Genomic DNA, 19,784 nt, shown 5'->3' on the forward strand with positions numbered 1-19,784 from the left:
AAAAAGTGGCCAGAGCGCGCGTTCATTGCGCAGGCTCACGGATCCCGCCCCAGGCGTTCACGCATCAGTTCAAGGGCCATGGCCAGGTGCTTCTGCACCGAACTGGGCGAGATATCCAGATAGCGCGCGGCCTCCGCATGGCTCAGGCCCTCGACGCGGCAGAGTCTGAAAATCTGCCGCGTGCGCGGCGGCAGTTCGGCCAGCGTCGCGGCCAGACGCGCCAGTTGCCGGCGCACGTGCGCATGCACGTCGGGCGCGGTGCGCGGATCGCGCACGTCCTCAAGCAGGTCATCCGCCGCCATGTCGGTGCGGGATTGATGGTGATTGCGGCGATGGTCGATGAGCAGGCGATTGACGATGGCGTAGAGGTAGGCCAGCGCGCTGTCGTCCGGCGGGAGGTCTTCGTGGTGGGCCAGGAGCCGCGCGAAGCAGTCCTGCACCAGATCGGCGCTGAGTTCGGCTTCGCCGGTCTTCAGGAACAGGTAACGGCGCAGCCGCTCGGCATGGGCGGCATACAGGCGCTCGACATCAGGTTGGGGCGCCACTTGCTCGTCGCCGGGAATCTACTCAATCGTGATGAGCGTCATTGATGATTGAGCGAGAGACTAGCACCGATAGGGCGTCCCGCCGGTCGCGGCGGCATATGGATTGGTCGGAGATTTGACCGATGCCGGCGGCGCCGGCGGACAGCCCGCGTCATGTGACGAGGTCGCCCTTTTTTTGCCAGCGCGACGCGTTATGTGCCGGCGTCGCGCGTCTTGGCGGGCCCGCCCTGCACCTTCCAGCCCAGCTCGGCGGAGATGCGCGCCGCCGCGTCCTTGACCACGTCGACCATCTCGTTCATGCGTTCCAACGACATGTACGGCACCGTGCTGGACACGCTGATGGCGGCGACGATGCCGCTGGACGCGTCGCGCACCGGCGCCGCCACGCAGCGGATCGAGGGTTCGTTGTCTTCCAGGTCGAAGGCGTAGCCGTTGGCGGCGTAGTCGCGCATGCGGTCGCGGAAGGCTTCCCAGGTCTGGCGGCCGCCCGGCGCGCGCGAGGACACCGGCGCGCCGACGCGGTGCAACGCCTTCCATTGCGGCTCGTCGGCATCCAGCAGAAGCGCCTTGCCGACGCCGGTGGCGGCCAATGGCATGCGGTGGCCGACGCGCGAGCGCATCTCCAGGCCCTTCTTGCCGGGGATCTTTTCCAGGTACAGCACTTCGTCGTTGTCGCGCACCGCCAGATGGATGGTGTCGCCGGTCTCGGCGGCCAGGCCGTCCAGGTACGGACGCGCCAGCGTCGCCATGGGAAAGGCTTCGCGCGCCTGGAAGCCGAGTTCAATCAGCTTGGGGCCCAGCACGTAGCCGACACCGGGAAGCGAGCGCAGGTAGCGCTCCTGCACCAGGCAACTGGCGAGCCGGTGCGTGGTGCTGCGCGCCACGCCGATGTGGGCGCAGATGTCCTTTAGATCGCGCGCCCCCGCGGCCACGGCCTGGATCACGCCCAATCCGCGCATCAGGGTCTGCGTGCCGGCGGGGGCCGCGGCGTCGGGATCGTAGGCGGGGGAAGAATCGGACATGGAGGGAACAGGGGCTGGAAACCGGGATTGGCGAACGGGAAACTAATTCCCTATATATGGGATTTAATTCTATATTTTGAGATTTTTCAAGCGCTGATCTAGAATTTTTCCCAGCCCGTCCGCCGCCGCCCCGGCGCCGTCGCGGGCCTGACGACAACAAGGCTGGCCAGCCCCTGCCTGCCGCGTACGCCGCGAATGCGCGCGCCCGCGTCCGCAGCGCGCCGCCGGCCCGAGACGAGACAGATTCTGATGACAACCGGATCGCCTGCCCGCGCGGCTCTCATAGCGCTGGACTGGGGCACCTCTTCGTTGCGCGCCTACCGCCTCGATGGCGCCGGCCGCACGCTGGATACCCGCCATCTGCCGTGGGGCATCATGCGCCTGCCGCAACCCTTGCAGGACGGCGCGGCCACGCCCAGCGGCCAATCGGGCTTCGAACTGGCGTTCGAGCAGGCCTGCGGCGACTGGCTGCGGGCAGAGCCCCATCTTCCCGTGATCGCTTGTGGCATGGTCGGCAGCGCGCAAGGCTGGCGGGAAGCCGCCTACCTGGACGTGCCGGTGGCCCTGGAACGCATCGGCACCCTGCTGACCCGCGTCGAGCGCAACGGCGCCACGCCCGTGCACATCGTGCCGGGCCTGATCCAGCGGCATGGCCTGCCCAATGTGATGCGCGGCGAAGAAACGCAGGTATTCGGCGTGCTGTTCGACCAGACCGACGACCCCGCCGACAGCGTGCTGATCGGCTTGCCCGGCACCCATTCGAAATGGGTCAACGCGCGTCGCGGCCAGGTCACGCATTTCGACACCTTCATGACCGGCGAGGTTTACGCCGCGCTGCGCGGCCACACCATCCTGGGCCGCACCATGGTCGAGGCGCCGACCTCCGACATGGCGGCCTTCGAGCGCGGCCTGAAGGTGGCTGGCGTGCCGGCCGGCCGCGCCGGCGTGCTGTCGACGATCTTCAGCACCCGCGCGCTGGGGCTGACCGGCGAACTGGCCGGCGTGTCGCAGGCCGATTACCTGTCGGGCCTGCTGATCGGCCATGAGATTTCCGCGCTGGCCGACATGCTGCGGTTGCAGGGCGAGCTGCCGCGCATCGTGCTGTGCGGCGACGACGCGCTGTGCCAGCGCTACATCCTGGCGTTGCGGCACTACGGCCTGGGCACGCCGCGACTGGCGCAACACGCCACCGAACGAGGCCTGTGGCACCTGGCGGTTTCCGCCGGGCTGGTGCCCGCCCCCTCTTCTTCCGAGACCACATCATGACCCATACCGGACTGCAAACCGCCATGGCCCATTGCGGCCTGATCGCCATCCTGCGCGGCATCACGCCCGCCGAGGCCGTGCCCGTCGCCCAAGCGCTGTACGAGGCGGGCTTTCGCCTGATCGAGGTGCCGCTGAATTCGCCGGAGCCGCTGGCCAGCATCCGCGCCATGCGCGACGCGGTGCCGGCCGACTGCCTGGTGGGCGCCGGCACGGTGCTGAACCCCGATGACGTGGCGCGCATCAAGGACGCCGGCGGCGAACTGATCGTCATGCCGCACAGCGACCTGGCCGTGGTGCGCGCGGCCAAGGCCGCCGGCCTGGCCTCGTGCCCCGGCGTGGCCACGCCGACCGAAGCCTTCGCCGCGCTGGCCGCCGGCGCCGACGTGCTCAAGATGTTCCCCGCCGAACAGCTCGGCCCGGCCGTGCTCAAGGCCTGGCGCGCGGTGATGCGCCCGCCGATCGCGCTGGTGCCGGTGGGCGGCATCACCCCCGACAACCTTTCCACTTACGCCCAGGCGGGCGCCAGCGGCTTCGGCCTGGGCTCCGCCTTGTACAAACCCGGCCTGTCGGCCACCGAAGTCGGCCAGAACGCGCGCGCTTTCGTCGCCGCCTGGCAACGCGCCTATCCCGCCCAGGAGACCCAAGCATGAAGATCACCAAGCTCACTACCTACATCGTGCCGCCGCGGTGGTGCTTCCTGAAGATCGAGACCGACGCCGGCATCGTCGGCTGGGGTGAACCCGTGGTGGAAGGCCGCGCTCATTCCGTGGCCGCCGCCGTCGAGGAACTGTCGGACTACCTGATCGGCAAGGATCCGCGCAACATCGAGGACCATTGGACCGTGCTGTACCGCGGCGGCTTCTACCGCGGCGGCGCCATCCACATGAGCGCGCTGGCCGGCATCGACCAGGCGCTGTGGGACATCAAGGGCAAGGACCTGGGCGTGCCCGTGTCGCAACTGCTGGGCGGCAACGTGCGTGACCGCATCCGCGTGTATTCGTGGATCGGCGGCGACCGTCCGGCCGATACCGCCGCGGCCGCCAAGGGTGCGGTCGAGCGCGGCTTCACGGCCGTCAAGATGAACGGCACCGAGGAACTGCAGTACATCGATTCGTTCGACAAGGTCGAGAAGTGCCTGGAGAACGTGGCCGCCGTGCGCGACGCGGTCGGCCCCAATGTCGGCATCGGCGTGGACTTCCACGGCCGCGTGCACAAGCCGATGGCCAAGGTGCTGATGAAGGAACTGGACCCGTTCAAGCTGATGTTCATCGAAGAGCCGGTGCTGAGCGAACACTACGAGGCGCTGAAGGAACTGGCGCCGCTGACTTCCACGCCGATCGCGCTGGGCGAGCGCCTGTTCTCGCGCTGGGACTTCAAGCGCGTGCTGGCCGACGGCTATGTCGACATTATCCAGCCGGACCCATCGCATGCCGGCGGCATCACCGAAACGCGCAAGATCGCCGCCATGGCCGAGGCCTACGACGTGGCGCTGGCGCTGCACTGCCCGCTGGGCCCGATCGCGCTGGCCACCTGCCTACAGATCGACGCCGGTTGCTACAACGCGTTCATCCAGGAACAGAGCCTGGGCATCCACTACAACGCCGCCAACGACCTGCTGGACTACGTCAGCAACCGCGAGGTGTTCGCCTACGAGAACGGCATGGTCGCGATTCCGCAGGGCCCCGGCCTGGGCATCGAGGTCAACGAGGAATACGTGAAAGAACGCGCGGCGGTGGGCCACCGCTGGCGCAACCCGATCTGGCGCCACGCCGACGGCAGCTTCGCCGAGTGGTAAGCCGGTAGAAAAAAGCGAAAGAGGAGACCCCCTTGACCACCGCCACCCACCCGGGCCTGCAAAGCGCCCAGCGGCCGACGCGCAGCCGCTATCTCATCATGGTGATGCTGTTCATCACCGTCGTCATCAACTACCTGGACCGCAGCAACCTGTCCATCGCCGCGCCCGCGCTCAAGGACGAGTTCGGCCTGGACACGGTGCACGAAGGCCTGATCCTGTCGGCCTTCGGCTGGACCTACGCCGCCATGCAGATCCCCGGCGGCTGGCTGGTGGACCGCGTGTCGCCGCGCGTGCTGTACGCGGCCGCGCTGATCCTGTGGTCGGCGGCGACGTTCTTCATGGGCTTTGCCGGCAGTTTCGTGATCCTGTTCGTGCTGCGCCTGGCCGTGGGCGCGCTGGAGGCCCCGGCCTATCCGATCAACAACCGCGTCGTCACGACCTGGTTCCCGGAAAAGGAACGCGCCACCGCCATCGGCTTCTACACCTCGGGCCAGTTCGTCGGCCTGGCGTTCCTGACGCCGGTGCTGGCCTGGCTGCAGCACCACTACGGCTGGCACATGGTGTTCGTCAGCACCGGCCTGCTGGGCATCGTCTGGGGCGTGCTGTGGTACCTGATCTACCGTGAACCGCGTCAGTTCAAGGGCGCCAACGCGGCCGAGATCGAGCTGATCCAGAAGGGCGGCGGCGTGGTCGACCTGGACAAGCGCGTCACCGAGAAGAAGGCGCCCTTCAACTGGAACGACCTGGGCCTGGTGATGAGCCAGCGCAAGCTGTGGGGCGTGTACCTGGGCCAGTTCTGCCTGACCTCGACGCTGTGGTTCTTCCTGACGTGGTTCCCCACCTATCTGGTGAAGTACCGCGGCATGGACTTCATCAAGTCGGGCTTCCTGGCGTCGGTGCCGTTCCTGGCGGCGTTCATCGGCGTGCTGTGCTCGGGCGTGCTGTCGGACTTCCTGATCCGCCGCGGCGCCACCGTGGGCCTGGCGCGCAAGCTGCCGATCATCCTGGGGCTGCTGATCTCGACGTCGATGATCGGCGCCAACTTCACCGACTCGACGCCATGGGTGATCTTCTTCCTGGCGCTGGCATTCTTCGGCAACGGCCTGGCGTCGATCACGTGGTCGCTGGTGTCGGCGCTGGCGCCGGTGCGGTTGCTGGGGCTGACCGGCGGGGTGTTCAACTTCGTGGGCAACCTGTCGTCGATCTGCACGCCGATCGTGATTGGCTTTCTGGTGTCGAAGGACAGCTTCGCGCCGGCCATCGTGTATGTGTCGTCGCTGGCGCTGCTGGGCGCGCTGTCGTACATCCTGCTGGTGGGCAAGGTGGAGCGGATCGAGGCCTGATCCGCGCGGCGTCGCCGCCGCACCGCAACCGCAACGAAGGGCGCCCACGTGGGCGCCCTTCTGCTTTGTGTCGTCGATTCGAGCGAAGTTCCGCGCGAGGTATGCGCAGTATAATCACATTATGTTATATCATATCTATTGATAGCCGTTCCCAACTCGACCGCCAAGTCACCCGACCGGTCCGCCCCACCCCTCCCATTGTTCCCCCCGCATCTTCCGACGAAGAAGGACTCGCAGTGCTCGAAGCCATCGGCCTGACCAAACGCTACGGCGACCAGATCGCGCTCCACCCGCTGGATCTGCGCATCGAGCCGGGCGAAATCTATTGCCTGCTGGGCGCCAACGGCGCCGGCAAGACCACCACCATCAACCTGTTCCTGAACTTCATCGCGCCCGACGGCGGCCAGGCCCTGATCCACGGCCTGGACGTGGCGCGCGAACCGCTGGCCAGCAAGCGCCACGTGGCCTACATCCCCGAGCAGGTGAACCTGTACGGCACGCTCAGCGGGCTGGAGAACCTGCGCTACTTCGCCGCGCTGGCGCTGGGCGAGGCGCCGCCGCGCACGCGCCTGCTGGAACTGCTGGCCGAGGTCGGCCTCGACCCGGCCGCGGCCGACAAGCGCGTCGCCGCCTATTCCAAGGGCATGCGTCAGAAGGTCTGGATCGCCGTGGCGCTGGCCAAGGACGCGCGCGCGCTGCTGCTGGACGAGCCCACCTCCGGCCTGGACCCGTCCGCCGCCGCGGAATTCACCCGCCTGCTGCAACGCGCGAGCGAACGTGGCGTGGCGATCCTCGCCACCACCCACGACCTGTTCCACGCCCGCCAGACCGCCACCCGCGTCGGCATCATGAAGCGCGGCCGGCTGGTCGAAAGCCTGGACAGCCAGCAGATCGACGACACCGACCTGCAGGCGCTGTACCTGGCGCACATGAGGACCGGCGCATGATTCTGCTGATCGCCCTCAAGGACCTGCGCGAACGCCTGCGCGACGGGCGCCTGTACTGGGCTGGCGGCATCGTCGCGGTGCTGCTGCTGACCGCGCTGTCGGTGGGCTACCTGCACCAGCAGGAAGCGCGCGCCGAGCAGGCCGCGGCCCAGAACACCGACTACGGCGACTGGCTGCGCCAGGGCGCGCGCCATCCGCACGATGCCGCCCACCAGGGCATGCACGTCTTCAAGCCCGACACCACGCTGGCGCTGCTGGATCCCGGCATCAATCCGTACATCGGCAGCACCGTGTGGCTGCAGGCGCACCGCCAGAGCGAGGTCAAGTTCCGCCCGGCGCAGGACGCCACCGGGCTGCAGCGGTTTGGCGACCTGTCGGCCGCCTGGATCCTGCAGGCGCTGGGACCGCTGCTGGTGATCGTGCTGGGCTTCAACGCGTTTTCCGGCGAGCGCGAGCAAGGCATCCTGCGCCAGACGCTGAGCCTGGGCATCGCCCCGTGGCGCCTGCTGTGGGGCAAGGCCACCGCCCTGGCCATGAGCCTCGGCCTGCTGCTGGTGCCGGCCGCGCTGGCGGCCGTCGTGGCGGTGTGGCTGGCCGGCGGGCGCGCCGACGCGCTGTGGCGCTTCGCCGTGCTGGCGGGCGGCTACACGGTGTACCTGGCCATCTTCATCTTTGTCACGCTGGGCGTGTCGGCGGCGGCGCGCTCGTCACGCGTGGCGATCACGGTGCTGCTGGCGCTTTGGATCGCCAATACGGTGATCACGCCGCGCGTCATGGCCGAACTGTCGCGCGGCCTCTATCCCAGCCCGACCCGTCTCGAATTCAACCAGGCCTTGCAGGACGACCTCAAGGCCACCTCGGACCGCGTCTGGATGCAGGCCTTCGGCACCACCGAGCGCTGGAGCCGCGACGTGCCGCTGAACAAGTGGGGCCTGGCGCTCAAGCTCGACGACCAGTCCAGCTACGCCGTCTACGACCGCCACTTCGGCCGCCTGTGGGACACCTGGGAACGGCAGCAGACCGTGCAGGAATCGGCCGGCTGGCTGATGCCGCTGCTGGCCGTGCGCGCGCTGTCGGCCGCCATGGCCGGCACCGACTTCGCCCACCATCGCGATTTCACCACCGCCGCCGAACGGCAGCGCCGCGTGATCCAGGACATTGTCAGCGCCGATCTGGTGGCGCACGCCGACACGCAGGAACACCTGCATTTCTCGTATCAGGCCAGCCCCTCGCTGTGGGCGCGGGTGCCGCCCTTCAAGTACCAGCCGCCCGCCGCCGGCTGGGCGTTGCACCACGCGCGCCTGAGCCTGCTGATGCTGGGCGCCGCGCTGCTGCTGAGCCTGCTTTTTGCCTGGCGCGCCGTGGCCCGCCAGACCGCCCTGTAGGAGACCCCTGGTGCACGATACGCAATTTCGCCGCTTCGGGATGGTCCTGCGGCACGAACTCCGCCTGCTGACGCGCGAGCGCGCGTTGTGGCTGTGCGGCCTGCTGTTCCTGCTGCTGGTGGGCTATGCCGTCTTCAACGGCCTGCTGCAGACCTCGCTGCGCGACGAGGCCCAGGCCGCGCTGGCGCGCGCCGATGCGCAGAACCGCGCCGGCCAGCTTGCGCAGCTACAGCGCATCATGGACGGCAGCGAAACCCCCACGCCATTCGGCAACCCGGCCAGTCCCGCCAACATGGGCGGGGGCCTGGGCGCGCACTACGCCATCATGCCCAGCGTGCCGCTCGCACCCGTGGCGCTGGGCCAGACCGACCTGTTCCCTTCGCAGTTCAAGGTGACCTACGACAGCAAGGTCAACTTCATCCACAACAACGACATCGAGAACCCCTGGCACCTGCTCAGCGGGCACTTCGACCTGGCGTTCGTGGTGGTCTACCTGCTGCCGCTGCTGATCTTCGCGCTCGGCTACAACCTGCTGTCCGGCGAGAAAGAGGACGGCACGCTGCGCCTGCTGCTGTCGCAGCCGCTGTCGCTGCTGACGCTGGTCAGCGGCAAGATCGTTCTGCGCGCGGCGGTACTGCTGGGCGCGGCCGTCCTGCTGCCGGTGGTGGCGCTGCTGATCGCCCGCCCGCAGGCCTTGCAGGCCGCCAGCGCCACGCTGTGGTGGGCGCTGCTGGTGGGCGCCTACGCGCTGTTCTGGTTCGCGGCCGTGGTGGCGGTCAATGCCTTCGGCAAGTCCTCGGCCGCCAACGCCATGATCCTGATGGTCGGCTGGGTCCTGCTGGTGCTGGTGGTGCCGGTGATCCTGAACCTGGTGGCGGCCTATGCCAGTCCGGCGCCGTCGCGCGCCGAGCTGGCCACGCGCACCCGCGTGGCGACGGCGCTGGCCATGCGCGACAACGCCGCCCTGCTGTCGACCGACTATGGGCACATGGACAGACCCGACTCCCTGATCCCGCGCGACGGCCACCTGGAAATCACTGGCCGCCCGCTGGGCCATGCGCGGGTCGAACGCCAGGTGGACGCGGCGATGCAGCCCGAGCTGGATCGCTTCGACGCGCAGATGGCACGCCAGCAGGCGCTGGTCGCCCGGTACAGCGTGCTGTCGCCGGCGGCGGTGGCCTATGAAGGCATCACTGCGCTGGCCGGCACCGGGCAGCGCCGCCACGCGCACTTCATGCGCCAGATCGATGCCTATCACCGGGCCTGGAAGGATTTCTTCCTGCCCCGCATCGAGGCCAGCCGCGCCATCACGCCCGAGGACTTCCCCGGCATGCCGGTCTTCCAGTGGCAGGAAGAGGACCCCGCCGCCGTCCGCGGCCGTGCCCTGCGCGCGCTGCTGCAACTGCTGGCGCCCGCCGCGCTGCTGCTGGCGCTGGCTGGCTGGCGCCTGCGCCGCTATCGCGTGGTCTGACAGACAGGTTTTTCACCCCCATCGAGTTTCGGGAAAGCGTCATGAGAAGAGTCGTATCCACCGCCGCGCTCGCGGCTTGCACCGCCGTGCCCAACGTCCAGGCCCAGGAGGCCCAGGCGCGCGAGGCCGAACTGCCCAGCATCCGCGTCGAGGCCGCCAGCGACGCGGACAGCCTGCACCTGGACAGCCGCAGCAGCAGCGCCTCGCGGCTGGGCCTGACCGTGCGCGAAACGCCGGCATCGGTCGAGATCGTGTCGCAGCAAGCCATGCGCGAACGCGGCGCCGCCACCCTCAGCGAAGCCCTGCGCGGCGCCACCGGCCTGGCCGGCGGCGGCCCGCCGTCCTCGCCCACCACGCTGTCCTCGCGCGGTTTCACCGACATCCTGTACCTGTACGACGGCCTGCGCATGTCGGGCGCCGGTTCGACCAACCGGGTCGAGGACACCTGGAACTACGAGCGCATCGAGGTCCTGAAGGGCCCGGCCTCGGTGCTGCAAGGCGACAGCGCCATTGGCGGCATCGTCAATTTCCAGACCAAGCGACCGGACCGCGACAACCCCTCGCGCGAAGCGATGTTCTCGTACGGCAGCTATGGCAGCACGCGCACCGGCATCGGCCTGGGCGACAATTTCGGCGAGACCGGCGCCTATCGCATCGACTACAGCCACAACGACGGCCGCGTTGGCACCATCGCGCGCAACAGCAACAAGCTGGACCACCTGACCACCGGCGTGGCCTTTGACGTCGCGCCCGCCACCCGCCTGGACCTGTCATTCGACTACTCGCGCGACACCGGCCACGCCTATTGGGGCACGCCGCTGATCCCGCGCAGTCTGGCCAAGGACCCCACCGGCGTGGTCAGCACGCCCGACGGCCGCGTCCTGGACCGCGCGCTGGCTGGCAAGAACTACAACGTGCTCGACGATCGCAATGAGGCCGAAGCCTACTGGGTGCGGGCGCGGGTCACGCACCAACTGACGCCGTCGTGGACGCTGCGCAATGAGCTGGCGATGAACAAGGTCGACCGCCTGTGGAAGAACTCGGAATCGGCCACCTTCAGCGCCCCTGGCTCGATCGACCGCGACCAGACCATCATCACGCACCACCAGCGCTACCTGATCGACCGCTTCGACGCGACCCACAACGGCACCCTCGGCGGCCTGTCGAACAAGTTCGTGATCGGTGGGGAACTCAGCAAGACCACCCTGGACAGCGAACGGCGCTTCTCGAACCGCTCTGCCAGCACCGGCGATGCCTTGCGCGTCTCGCTGTGGAATCCGGACGTGGGCTATTTCAACGACGACCCCGCGCTGATGAGCGGCCCAGGCAACCGCACCGATTTCACCACCGACGTGCGTGGCGCCGCGCTGTTCCTGGAGGACTCCCTCAAGCTGACCGACCGCTGGACCGTGGTCGGCGGCTACCGCTACGACCGCATCCGCGTCGAGCGCAGCATCACCGACCTGAACGCCGGCACGCACACCGCCTTCGGCACCCGCTACAGCGCCAACTCCATGCGCCTGGGCACGGTATACGACGTAACGCCATCGTCCTCGGTCTACGCGCAGTACACCAATGCCACCATCCCGGTCGGCTCCCTGTTCCTGCTGTCGCAGTCCAATGCTTCGTTCCCGCTGGCCAAGGGCGAGCAATGGGAGGCCGGTTTCAAGCAGAGCCTGGGCGACGTGGAATGGACCGCGGCGGTCTATCACATCAAGCTGGAGAACGTGTTGACGCGCGACGCCAACGACCCGCGCGTGACGGTCAACAACGGCCGCCAATCGTCGCGCGGCGTGGAGCTGTCGGCGGACTGGCGCGTCACGCCGCAACTGACCCTCTCCGGCAACATCGCGGCGCTGAACGCGCGCTTCGATTCGCTGACCGAAGCCGACGGCACCTCGCGCGTGGGCAATACCCTGCCCAATGTGCCCGAGCGCGTCGCCAACCTGTACGCCAACTACCGGCTCAAGGAACTGCCGATGAACTTCTTCGTCGGCCTGAACCACACCGGCAAGATCTACACCGACAACGCCAACCAGATCCGCATCAACGGCCACACCACCGTGGATGCGGCGGTCAGCTACCGCCTGCGGCCGGCGCTGATCACCTTCCGCGTGCGCAACCTGACCGACAAGCTGTACGCCTACTACGGCGGCCGGGCCACCAGCCAGGTGTTGCTGGCGCCAGGCCGCACGTACGAGCTGGGCGCGACGTTCGAGTTCTGACGGGACGAATCGCGATGTCGCCCCGCTTCACGCTCAGCAGCCCTGCACCGCCAACTTGCGCTGGCGCTGGTTGGCGGCGCGCTGCCACAGCACCAGCACAAGGCCCGCCGCCGCGATGATTGCGCCGGCAATCGGCACCGCGGCATACCCCATCCCGGCCGAGATCACGCCGCCGCCGGCCGCGGCGCCCACCGCATTGCCCAGGTTGAACGCGCCCACGTTCACCGACGAAGCCAGGCCGGGCGCGTCGGTGGCGGCGCGCATCACCCGCATCTGCAGGGGCGGCACCACGGCAAAGGTGCCGAAGCCGAAGATCAGCAGGCCGATCGCGGCGCCCACCGGGGTCTGCGCCAGCCACGGGAACGCCAGCAGATCGGCGATCACCAGCACCAGGAAGGCGATCAGGCTGCCATCCAGCGAGCGGTCAGCGAAGCGGCCGCCGGCGGTGTTGCCGACGGTGAAGCCGATGCCGATCAGGACCAGCATCGCGGTCACGAAGTGGGGCGACGCGCCGGTCAGTTCGGCCAGCGTCGGCGCCACATAGGTGTACAGCGTGAACATCGCGCCCGCGCCCAGCACCGTGGTCAACAGCGCCACCAGCACCACCGGAGTCTTGAGCACCGCCAGTTCGTGACGGATGTCCGGGCGCCGCCCGGCTTCGCCCGCCGGCAGCGCGAACCATAGTGACAGCATCGCCACCAGGCCGAGCACCGAGGTCGCGGCGAACGACATGCGCCAGCCGATCACCTGGCCCAGCCAGGTCGCCGCCGGCACGCCGCCGACGTTGGCGATGGTCAGCCCCAGGAACATCGTTGCCACCGCGCTGGCCTGCTTGTGGCGCGGCACCACGCTGGCGGCCACCAGCGAGCCCAGGCCGAAGAAGGCGCCATGGTTCAGGCTGGTCACCAGGCGCGCCAGCAGCAGCGTGGTGTAGTTGGGCGACAGCGCCGACAGCAGGTTTCCGAGCGTGAAGATCGCCATCAGCACGATCAGCGCCTTGCGGCGCGACCAGCGCGACAGCGCCAGCGTCATCAGCGGCGCGCCGACCATCACGCCGATCGCATACGCGCTGATCAGCATGCCGGCGCTGGGGATGGATACCCCCACGCCGTCGGCGATCACGGGCAGCAGGCCCATGGGCGAGAATTCAGTGACGCCGATGCCGAAGGCGCCGACGGCCAATGCCAGCAAGGGCAGGCCGGCTTTCACCGGCGGGGTTTCATGGGTGGACATACGGGTTCCTTGGTTGGATGCGCCGACCAGGGAATCCAGCGGCGTCGCGGCAACGGCCGGCGCATGGGGCGGGGCTGATCGGAAGACAGGCGGCCAGTATGACGGGTATACCCTTACGGAAAAAGCGACTAAACGGGGAAAGACTTTTGACTTGGAGTCATGAATGACGTGGGGGGGGGGTTCGAGAGAGGAACGCGCTCGGCCCGTCAACGCCAAACGTTTTACGCGCGCGGATTGCACAAGAAAAATTCCCGCTCGGTAATTTTTTCCACGGAAATCGCGTTGTTCATCAAGAAATTACCGAGCGGGAATATGCGTCGAGGACAACAGGGACCGGTTGCACGATTCCATCCCCAACGAGGTCGTCCGGCCCCAACCGCCGCTCGCCAATGAAAAAGGGCGCCCTCGCGGGCGCCCTTTTCCTGCCTTCGTACCGCCGCTTACTTCAGCAGCAAAGCATTCAGCCGCTTCACAAACGCCGCCGGGTCGGCAATCTGCGCGCCTTCGGCCAGCAGGGCCTGATCGAGCAGCAGGCGGGCCCACTGGTCGAACTCGCCGTCGTCGGCGGCGCGGATGCGGGCCAGCAGCGGGTGTTCCGGGTTGATCTCCAGCACCGGCTTGACGTTGGGCGCTTCCTGGCCGGCGGCCTTCAGCATGCGCAGCAGGTGCGGGCTGAGTTCGTTCTGGCCCACCACCACGCATGCCGGCGAATCCACCAGGCGCAGCGTGACGCGCACTTCCTTGACCTGGTCTTCCAGGGTCTTCTGCAGGCGCTCGACCAGCGGCTTGAAGTCCTCGGCCACTTCGGCCTGGTGCTTCTTTTCTTCCTCGTCGGCCAGCTCGGCCAGATCGAGGCCGCCCTTGGCCACCGAGACCAGCGACTTGCCGTCGAACTCACGCAGGTACGACAGCATCCATTCGTCGACGCGGTCGGACAGCAGCAGCACTTCGATGCCCTTCTTGCGGAAGATCTCCAGGTGCGGGCTGTTGCTGGCGGCGGCGAAGGTGTCGGCCGTGACGTAGTAGATCTTGTCCTGGCCTTCCTTCATGCGGCCCACGTAGTCGGCGAACGATACGGTCTGGGCCTGGTCGCCGGTGTGGGTCGAGGCAAAACGCATCAGCTTGGCGATGCGTTCCAGGTTGGCGTGGTCTTCGCCCGCGCCTTCCTTGAGCACCTGGCCGAATTCCGACCAGAACGTGGCGTAGTCTTCCGGCTTGTTCTCGGCCAGGTCTTCCAGCAGCGACAGGATGCGCTTGGCCGAACCTTCGCGGATGGCGCGCACGTCGCGGCTTTCCTGCAGGATCTCGCGCGACACGTTCAGCGGCAGGTCGGCCGAGTCGATCACGCCGCGCACGAAGCGCAGGTACGACGGCAGCAGTTGGTCGGCGTCGTCCATGATGAAGACACGCTTGACGTACAGCTTGACGCCGCGGCGGCCGTCGCGGTCCCACAGGTCCATCGGCGCATGCTTGGGCACGTACAGCAACTGGGTGTATTCGCTGCGGCCTTCGACGCGGTTGTGGGTCCAGGCGAGCGGGTCGTCGTAGTCGTGCGACACCGTCTTGTAGAACTCGCGGTACTGTTCCTCGGTCACATCCGCCTTGTTGCGGGCCCACAGCGCGTTGGCCTGGTTGACCGTCTCCAGCTCGTCCTTCTTGACCTGCTCGCCCTTTTCCGAATCCCACTCTTCCTTGGCCATGCGGATCGGCAGCGAGATGTGGTCGGAGTAGCGGCGCAGGATCTCGCGCAGCTTCCAGCCGTTGAGCAGCTCGTCTTCGTCGGCGCGCAGGTGCAGCGTGACGTCGGTGCCGCGCGTGGCCTTGTCGGCGGCGGCGATGGTGAATTCGCCCTGGCCGTCGGATTCCCAGCGGATGGCGTCGGTGGCGCCGGCGCGGCGGCTGACCACCGTGACCTTGTCGGCCACGATGAACGAGGAATAGAAGCCCACGCCGAACTGGCCGATCAGTTGCGCATCCTTCTGCTTGTCGCCGGTCAGCTGCGAGAAGAACTCGCGCGTGCCGGAACGGGCGATGGTGCCCAGGTTGGCCACGGCCTCTTCGCGCGACAGGCCGATGCCGTTGTCGGAGATGGTGATCGTGCGCGCTTCCTTGTCATAGCTGACGGTGATGGCCAGCTCGCCATCGCCTTCCAGCAGCGCCGGGTTGTCGATGGCCTCGAAACGCAGCTTGTCGCAGGCGTCGGATGCGTTCGACACCAGCTCGCGCAGGAAGATTTCCTTGTTGCTGTACAGCGAATGGATCATCAGGTGCAGCAGTTGCTTCACCTCGGCCTGGAATCCCAGGGTTTCGGACGTGGCGTTCTGGCTCATCGTTGTATGAAAAGTCGGAAAATTAGGGACAAAAGGAAGCCGGATCGCGGGGCACATGGCCCAGGCGTTTTCCGGGAAACGCTATTGTGATGGGGGCCATCTGAAATATTTCAAGGCCCGGAGGGATGCGGCGGCCATCCTGGCGCCTGCCCGGCGCGCGGTGACGGCCGACCGGCGCGGAGTCGCCCGGCGGGAGAACGGGCGAAAGCGGCCAAAGCGCGCTCAGCCCGGCAACAAAGCAACGGCTCCCGACCAGCCGCGCGCGCGCAAACAAGCCCAGACCGCCGCCCCGGCCTCAATCAAAAAGGGACCAGATGCCGCTGCGATAACGCGTCTTGGCCTCCAGCACCGCTTCGGATTCGGGCGCCGCCAGCTTGCCGCTGCGCACCAGCTTGCGGATGTCATCCGCCTTGATCTGCCGGGTCTCCTGGGAGCGCAGCAGGAAATCCGCCGCGGCCGGATCCAGGATGCGATAGATCGGGCTGTGGATCAGTTGGGTCGCCCCCAGTTCGTCCAGGTAATAGAGCGCGTCACCATTGCGCCAGACCGAACCGTAGCCGTGATAGACGTCGCCCAGCTTGGCCCATGGCCCCGTGGGCGCATCCTTGAGCCGCAGGATCAGGGTGGACCTGGACAGCAGGCCGCCGCCGCCGCGCGAGCGGTTCCAGACTTCCTTGCTCTGGAAGAACAGCACCTGGCGGCCGTCCCGGAACACGTAGGGCGACAGCGCCGTGAAGCCGCCCGCCGCGAACGGATCGTCACCGGCCCGCTCCACCGCGCGCTTTTCGCTGTTGTAGAAATAGACGCCGTCCTTGCTGGCGAACAGCGCATGGAGCACATGGCCGCCGGCCTCGTCCAGCAACCGGTATGGCGCATGCGCCGGGTCGAAGGCCCGCGCGCCCAGGTACACCATGCCGTCGCGCCGATCGAACAGATAGGGCTGGTTATGGAGATTGCCGACCATGAAGGTGTAGAGCGCCGGATCGTCCGACAGCGGCAGCAGCGTCTCGCGGTAATAGACCCGGCGGCCATCGGCAAAGAAGTCATTGCCTGGCCGCGTCTCGCCGCGCTGGATCGCGGCGATGCGACGCAACCGCGCCGGATCCGCCTGCGGCATTGCGCGGCCTTCGTAAAACACGCGGGCGCCGTCGGTGGCCAACTGGCGATCGAGCAGCGGCCGGTAGGCTTGCGCGCTGGCCGGCAGGGCCAGGAACAGATACAGGTAGGTCTGCGGCTTGTCGCCCTTGCCGGCGCGGTACAGGATCCGCTGCCAGAGTTCATCCAGCCGGCCCAGTTCGAGATTGCGCTCGGAGGCGAAGTCGCAAAAGTAGGTGGCCGAGCCGTCGCTGAAATAGCTGTTGCCCAGGTAGCGCGTCGATGCGGGCCGCATGCCCGGCAGCACCAGGTTGCCGCAATACACGTGGCGGCCGTCACGCGCCGCCTGCCGGCCGTCGTAGCGGCCCGTGTCGAAGGTCTCGAAACCCGCCGGATCCGCCTCGCGCATCCGGTAATAGCCGTTGCTCGGCACGGCCGCGTAGACCTCGCCCTGGTAGCGCTTGTAGATGCTGCTGCCGTAGGACTCGCCATGGTCGATCGCGGCGAAATCGTCGCCACTGTCATCGATCAGCCAGACCAGCAGCATCATCGGCAGGATGGCCGTCAACAAGACCAGGACGATCACGATCCCTCGGGTGCGCTTGTGCATCGATTCCCGGGCCGGCGGCCCCTGGTTGGCGGATCAGAATTCTATCAAGCCCCCTGCCGCCGCCGCGGGCAGACGCGCTGCGCCCGAGGGCCTTCCCCGCTAAAATGCCGCACTTTCCTCCCCTACCCCCTCCCCGGCCGGCTCCCCGCCATGCAACCCGCCTCCCTGACCCAACCTGCCTCCCACGGCGCGTCCGACGACGCCGAACCCCGCCACGACCTGGTCTACGGCCCGGACGACCGTCCTGCGGCCCCCGTCGCCTTCGTCGCCGCCCTGCAGCACCTGCTGGCCATCCTGGTCCCCATCGTCACCCCCGGCCTGCTGATCTGCCAGGCCCTGGGCGTGAGCAGCCGCGACACCACCCTGATCGTGTCAATGTCGCTGGTCATCTCCGGCATCGCCACCTACGTGCAGTGCAAGCGCTTCGGTCCGCTGGGCGCGGGCCTCTTGATCGTGCAAGGCACCAGCTTCAACTTCGTCGGCCCGCTGATCGCCGGCGGCTCGGTCATGGTCAAGCAGGGCACGCCGGTCGAGGCCGTGATGGCCGCGATCTTCGGCGTCGTCATCGCCGGCTCCTTCGTCGAAATGGGCATCAGCCGCATCCTGCCCTTCGTCAAGCGCCTCATCACCCCGCTGGTCACCGGCATCGTCGTGCTGCTGATCGGCCTGACGCTGATCAAGGTCGGCCTCATCAGCATGGGCGGCGGCTACGGCGCCATGGCCAACGGCACCTTCGCCAGCGCCGAGAACCTGACGCTGTCGGGCCTGGTGCTGGGCACCATCATCCTGCTGAACCGCGTGCCGGTGGTGTGGATCCGCAGCACCGCACTGGTCCTGGCGCTGGCTGTCGGCTACATCGCCGCCGCCTACATGGGCCGCCTGGACTTCACCGGCGCGCGCGAAGCCGCACTGTTCCAGGTGCCGATGCCGCTGCACTTCGGCCTGGGCTTCTCGTGGGCGCTGTTCGTGCCGATGCTGATCATCTACCTAGTCACCTCGCTCGAAGCCATCGGCGACGTCACCGCCACCAGCAAGGTCTCCAAGCAGCCGGTCGAAGGCCCGCTGTGGATGCAGCGCATCAAGGGGGGCGTGCTGGTCAACGGCGCCAACTCGCTGCTGGCGGGCATTTTCAACACCTTCCCCAGTTCGGTCTTCGCCCAGAACAACGGCGTCATCCAACTGACCGGCATCGCCAGCCGCCACGTCGGCGTGTGGATCGCCGGCATGCTGATCCTGCTGGGCCTGTTCCCCGCCGTCGCCGGCGTGCTGCAGGCCGTGCCCGAACCCGTGCTGGGCGGCGCCGCCATGGTCATGTTCGGCGCCGTGGCCGCCTCGGGCATCAACATCCTGGCCGGCATCCACCTGGACCGCCGCGCCCTGCTGATCATCGCCGTGTCGCTGGCCCTGGGCCTGGGCGTGTCGCAGGTGCCGGAAATCCTGTCGCACCTGCCGCACGCCGTGAAAAACGTGCTGGAATCGGGTGTTGCCACCGGCGGCATCTGTGCGCTGGTCATGAACTGGTTCCTGCCGGAAAAGAAGTAAGCACGCGGGCCGGCGCGCCCCGCGTCGGCCCCTGGCCTGACAATTTTTCCCAGACCGCATATAATCGCGGTCTTCGCTTTACCCGCGACCGTCGCCTGGACGGCTCCGCGACCAGCCTGCCCGGGTGGTGAAATTGGTAGACGCAGGGGACTCAAAATCCCCCGCCGCAAGGCGTGCCGGTTCGATTCCGGCCCCGGGCACCAGATTGAAAAAGCCGCTCCTGCAACGCAGAGCGGCTTTTTGTTTGCGCGGCGCTATGCGTGCGCGGTGTCCTTGCCCTTCGCGACGGCGGTGAGCGATACGCCCAATGCATCCATGACCCGGCGCAGCGTCAGGTAGCTTGGGTTGGCGGCCGGCGCGCCGGCGCGAGCGATCATGATCCGCGCGGAGTCTCCCTCCGCCTGAGCGTGATCCATTGCTTCACGCCAGGCGCGATCTCAATACCGCCCCCAGCGCCCCTCGTAATACACCCAATGCCCATGCCGCTGGCGCCACTCAGGCCCGTGATACACATAGCCCGGCCGCGCTGGCAGCCACGCACCCTCGATCCAGGCATGGCGGCCGCCGACCCATTCCCAATGGCCCGGCGCCCACACATAGCCCACGCGCGGCGGCGGCACGACTTCCACCCGGGGCGGCGGCGGCGCCACGTCGATGCTGATGGCCACGCCGGCCTGCGCGACGCCGGGCACGGCGAGCGCCCCCAGGGACAGGACCGCCGCGGCACCCGCGGTCATGGCGGCTTTGACTAGACTCTTCATGATGCATCTCCCTCGCAATCGCGTCAGCCGATGCGGACGCGGTGAGGGCAGTGTGCGCGGAAGGAATTATCGAAATGGTTACGCGTCGGGGGCAGACGGTTTCAGTGGATTTCCGCAGTAGCGCTCCTCACGCCAGCGGCCCGCGCCGGCGCCATCCGGCCCCGTAAATTCCGCCCAGTGGATTTAACGGGAATTCCCTGATTCTCCGCCCCAG

The 19,784-nt window shown here is 67.7% G+C and carries 16 protein-coding genes and 1 tRNA gene; 10 read left to right on the top strand and 7 right to left on the bottom strand.

The window, feature by feature from the left end; all coding sequences use genetic code 11:
• Positions 1-35 precede the first annotated feature (35 nt).
• Positions 36-545 (bottom strand): RNA polymerase sigma factor, encoded by a 510-nt coding sequence (locus tag ACUDCK_RS25970; protein WP_054500563.1) that lies wholly within the window; start codon positions 543-545, stop codon positions 36-38.
• Between the two features lie 191 nt (positions 546-736).
• On the bottom strand, positions 737-1,567 hold the full coding sequence (locus tag ACUDCK_RS25975; RefSeq protein WP_054500562.1) for an IclR family transcriptional regulator: 831 nt from the start codon (positions 1,565-1,567) through the stop codon (positions 737-739).
• Positions 1,568-1,816: 249 nt separating this feature from the next.
• Here ACUDCK_RS25975 and ACUDCK_RS25980 point away from each other — a divergent pair, with 249 nt between their 5' ends.
• From ACUDCK_RS25980 to ACUDCK_RS26015, 8 genes are all read left to right on the top strand, one after another.
• Positions 1,817-2,833: a 2-dehydro-3-deoxygalactonokinase gene (locus ACUDCK_RS25980; RefSeq protein ID WP_175167025.1), complete on the top strand. Its 1,017-nt coding sequence runs from the start codon at positions 1,817-1,819 to the stop codon at positions 2,831-2,833.
• Positions 2,830-3,483: a 2-dehydro-3-deoxy-6-phosphogalactonate aldolase gene (locus tag ACUDCK_RS25985; protein WP_175167024.1), complete on the top strand. Its 654-nt coding sequence runs from the start codon at positions 2,830-2,832 to the stop codon at positions 3,481-3,483. The genes ACUDCK_RS25980 and ACUDCK_RS25985 overlap by 4 nt, the downstream gene beginning before the upstream one ends.
• Positions 3,480-4,628, top strand: coding sequence for a galactonate dehydratase (gene dgoD, locus ACUDCK_RS25990; protein WP_006391563.1), 1,149 nt, complete (start codon positions 3,480-3,482; stop codon positions 4,626-4,628). Before ACUDCK_RS25985 ends, dgoD begins: the two co-directional genes overlap by 4 nt.
• Positions 4,629-4,660: 32 nt before the next feature.
• Positions 4,661-5,971, top strand: a complete 1,311-nt coding sequence (locus ACUDCK_RS25995) for an MFS transporter (RefSeq protein ID WP_064527571.1) — start codon at positions 4,661-4,663, stop codon at positions 5,969-5,971.
• A gap of 236 nt (positions 5,972-6,207) precedes the next feature.
• Positions 6,208-6,918 carry an ABC transporter ATP-binding protein gene (locus ACUDCK_RS26000; protein WP_175143417.1) on the top strand — a complete coding sequence of 237 codons (711 nt, stop codon included), beginning with the start codon at positions 6,208-6,210 and terminating at the stop codon, positions 6,916-6,918.
• Positions 6,915-8,303 (top strand): ABC transporter permease subunit, encoded by a 1,389-nt coding sequence (locus ACUDCK_RS26005; protein ID WP_175167023.1) that lies wholly within the window; start codon positions 6,915-6,917, stop codon positions 8,301-8,303. The genes ACUDCK_RS26000 and ACUDCK_RS26005 overlap by 4 nt, the downstream gene beginning before the upstream one ends.
• Positions 8,304-8,313: 10 nt before the next feature.
• The gene (locus tag ACUDCK_RS26010; protein WP_175167022.1) at positions 8,314-9,774 is read left to right on the top strand and encodes an ABC transporter permease subunit; all 1,461 of its coding nucleotides are present in this window, start codon (positions 8,314-8,316) and stop codon (positions 9,772-9,774) included.
• 41 nt (positions 9,775-9,815) lie between these two features.
• Positions 9,816-11,999, top strand: a complete 2,184-nt coding sequence (locus tag ACUDCK_RS26015) for a TonB-dependent receptor (protein ID WP_175167021.1) — start codon at positions 9,816-9,818, stop codon at positions 11,997-11,999.
• Between the two features lie 33 nt (positions 12,000-12,032).
• Here the strand turns inward: ACUDCK_RS26015 and ACUDCK_RS26020 are convergent, their stop codons facing one another.
• The 3 genes from ACUDCK_RS26020 to ACUDCK_RS26030 form a co-directional block, all read right to left on the bottom strand.
• Positions 12,033-13,232 carry an MFS transporter gene (locus ACUDCK_RS26020; protein WP_054414716.1) on the bottom strand — a complete coding sequence of 400 codons (1,200 nt, stop codon included), beginning with the start codon at positions 13,230-13,232 and terminating at the stop codon, positions 12,033-12,035.
• Positions 13,233-13,672: 440 nt separating this feature from the next.
• Positions 13,673-15,562, bottom strand: coding sequence for a molecular chaperone HtpG (htpG, locus tag ACUDCK_RS26025; RefSeq protein WP_054414709.1), 1,890 nt, complete (start codon positions 15,560-15,562; stop codon positions 13,673-13,675).
• A 295-nt stretch (positions 15,563-15,857) separates the two neighbouring features.
• Complete coding sequence (locus ACUDCK_RS26030) at positions 15,858-17,243, bottom strand: DKNYY domain-containing protein (RefSeq protein WP_244976856.1); 1,386 nt, start codon at positions 17,241-17,243, stop codon at positions 15,858-15,860.
• Between the two features lie 174 nt (positions 17,244-17,417).
• Here ACUDCK_RS26030 and ACUDCK_RS26035 point away from each other — a divergent pair, with 174 nt between their 5' ends.
• The gene (locus ACUDCK_RS26035; protein WP_054500551.1) at positions 17,418-18,809 is read left to right on the top strand and encodes a nucleobase:cation symporter-2 family protein; all 1,392 of its coding nucleotides are present in this window, start codon (positions 17,418-17,420) and stop codon (positions 18,807-18,809) included.
• Positions 18,810-18,927: 118 nt separating this feature from the next.
• A tRNA-Leu gene (locus ACUDCK_RS26040) sits at positions 18,928-19,012 on the top strand.
• A gap of 51 nt (positions 19,013-19,063) precedes the next feature.
• Here ACUDCK_RS26040 and ACUDCK_RS26045 read toward each other — a convergent pair.
• Both ACUDCK_RS26045 and ACUDCK_RS26050 read right to left on the bottom strand, forming a co-directional pair.
• Positions 19,064-19,225, bottom strand: a complete 162-nt coding sequence (locus tag ACUDCK_RS26045) for a hypothetical protein (protein ID WP_175167019.1) — start codon at positions 19,223-19,225, stop codon at positions 19,064-19,066.
• Between the two features lie 21 nt (positions 19,226-19,246).
• Positions 19,247-19,570 carry a YXWGXW repeat-containing protein gene (locus ACUDCK_RS26050; protein WP_162876609.1) on the bottom strand — a complete coding sequence of 108 codons (324 nt, stop codon included), beginning with the start codon at positions 19,568-19,570 and terminating at the stop codon, positions 19,247-19,249.
• Positions 19,571-19,784 lie beyond the last annotated feature (214 nt).

This window comes from Achromobacter sp. CF-sbj1-Ac2-l, assembly GCF_052698165.1.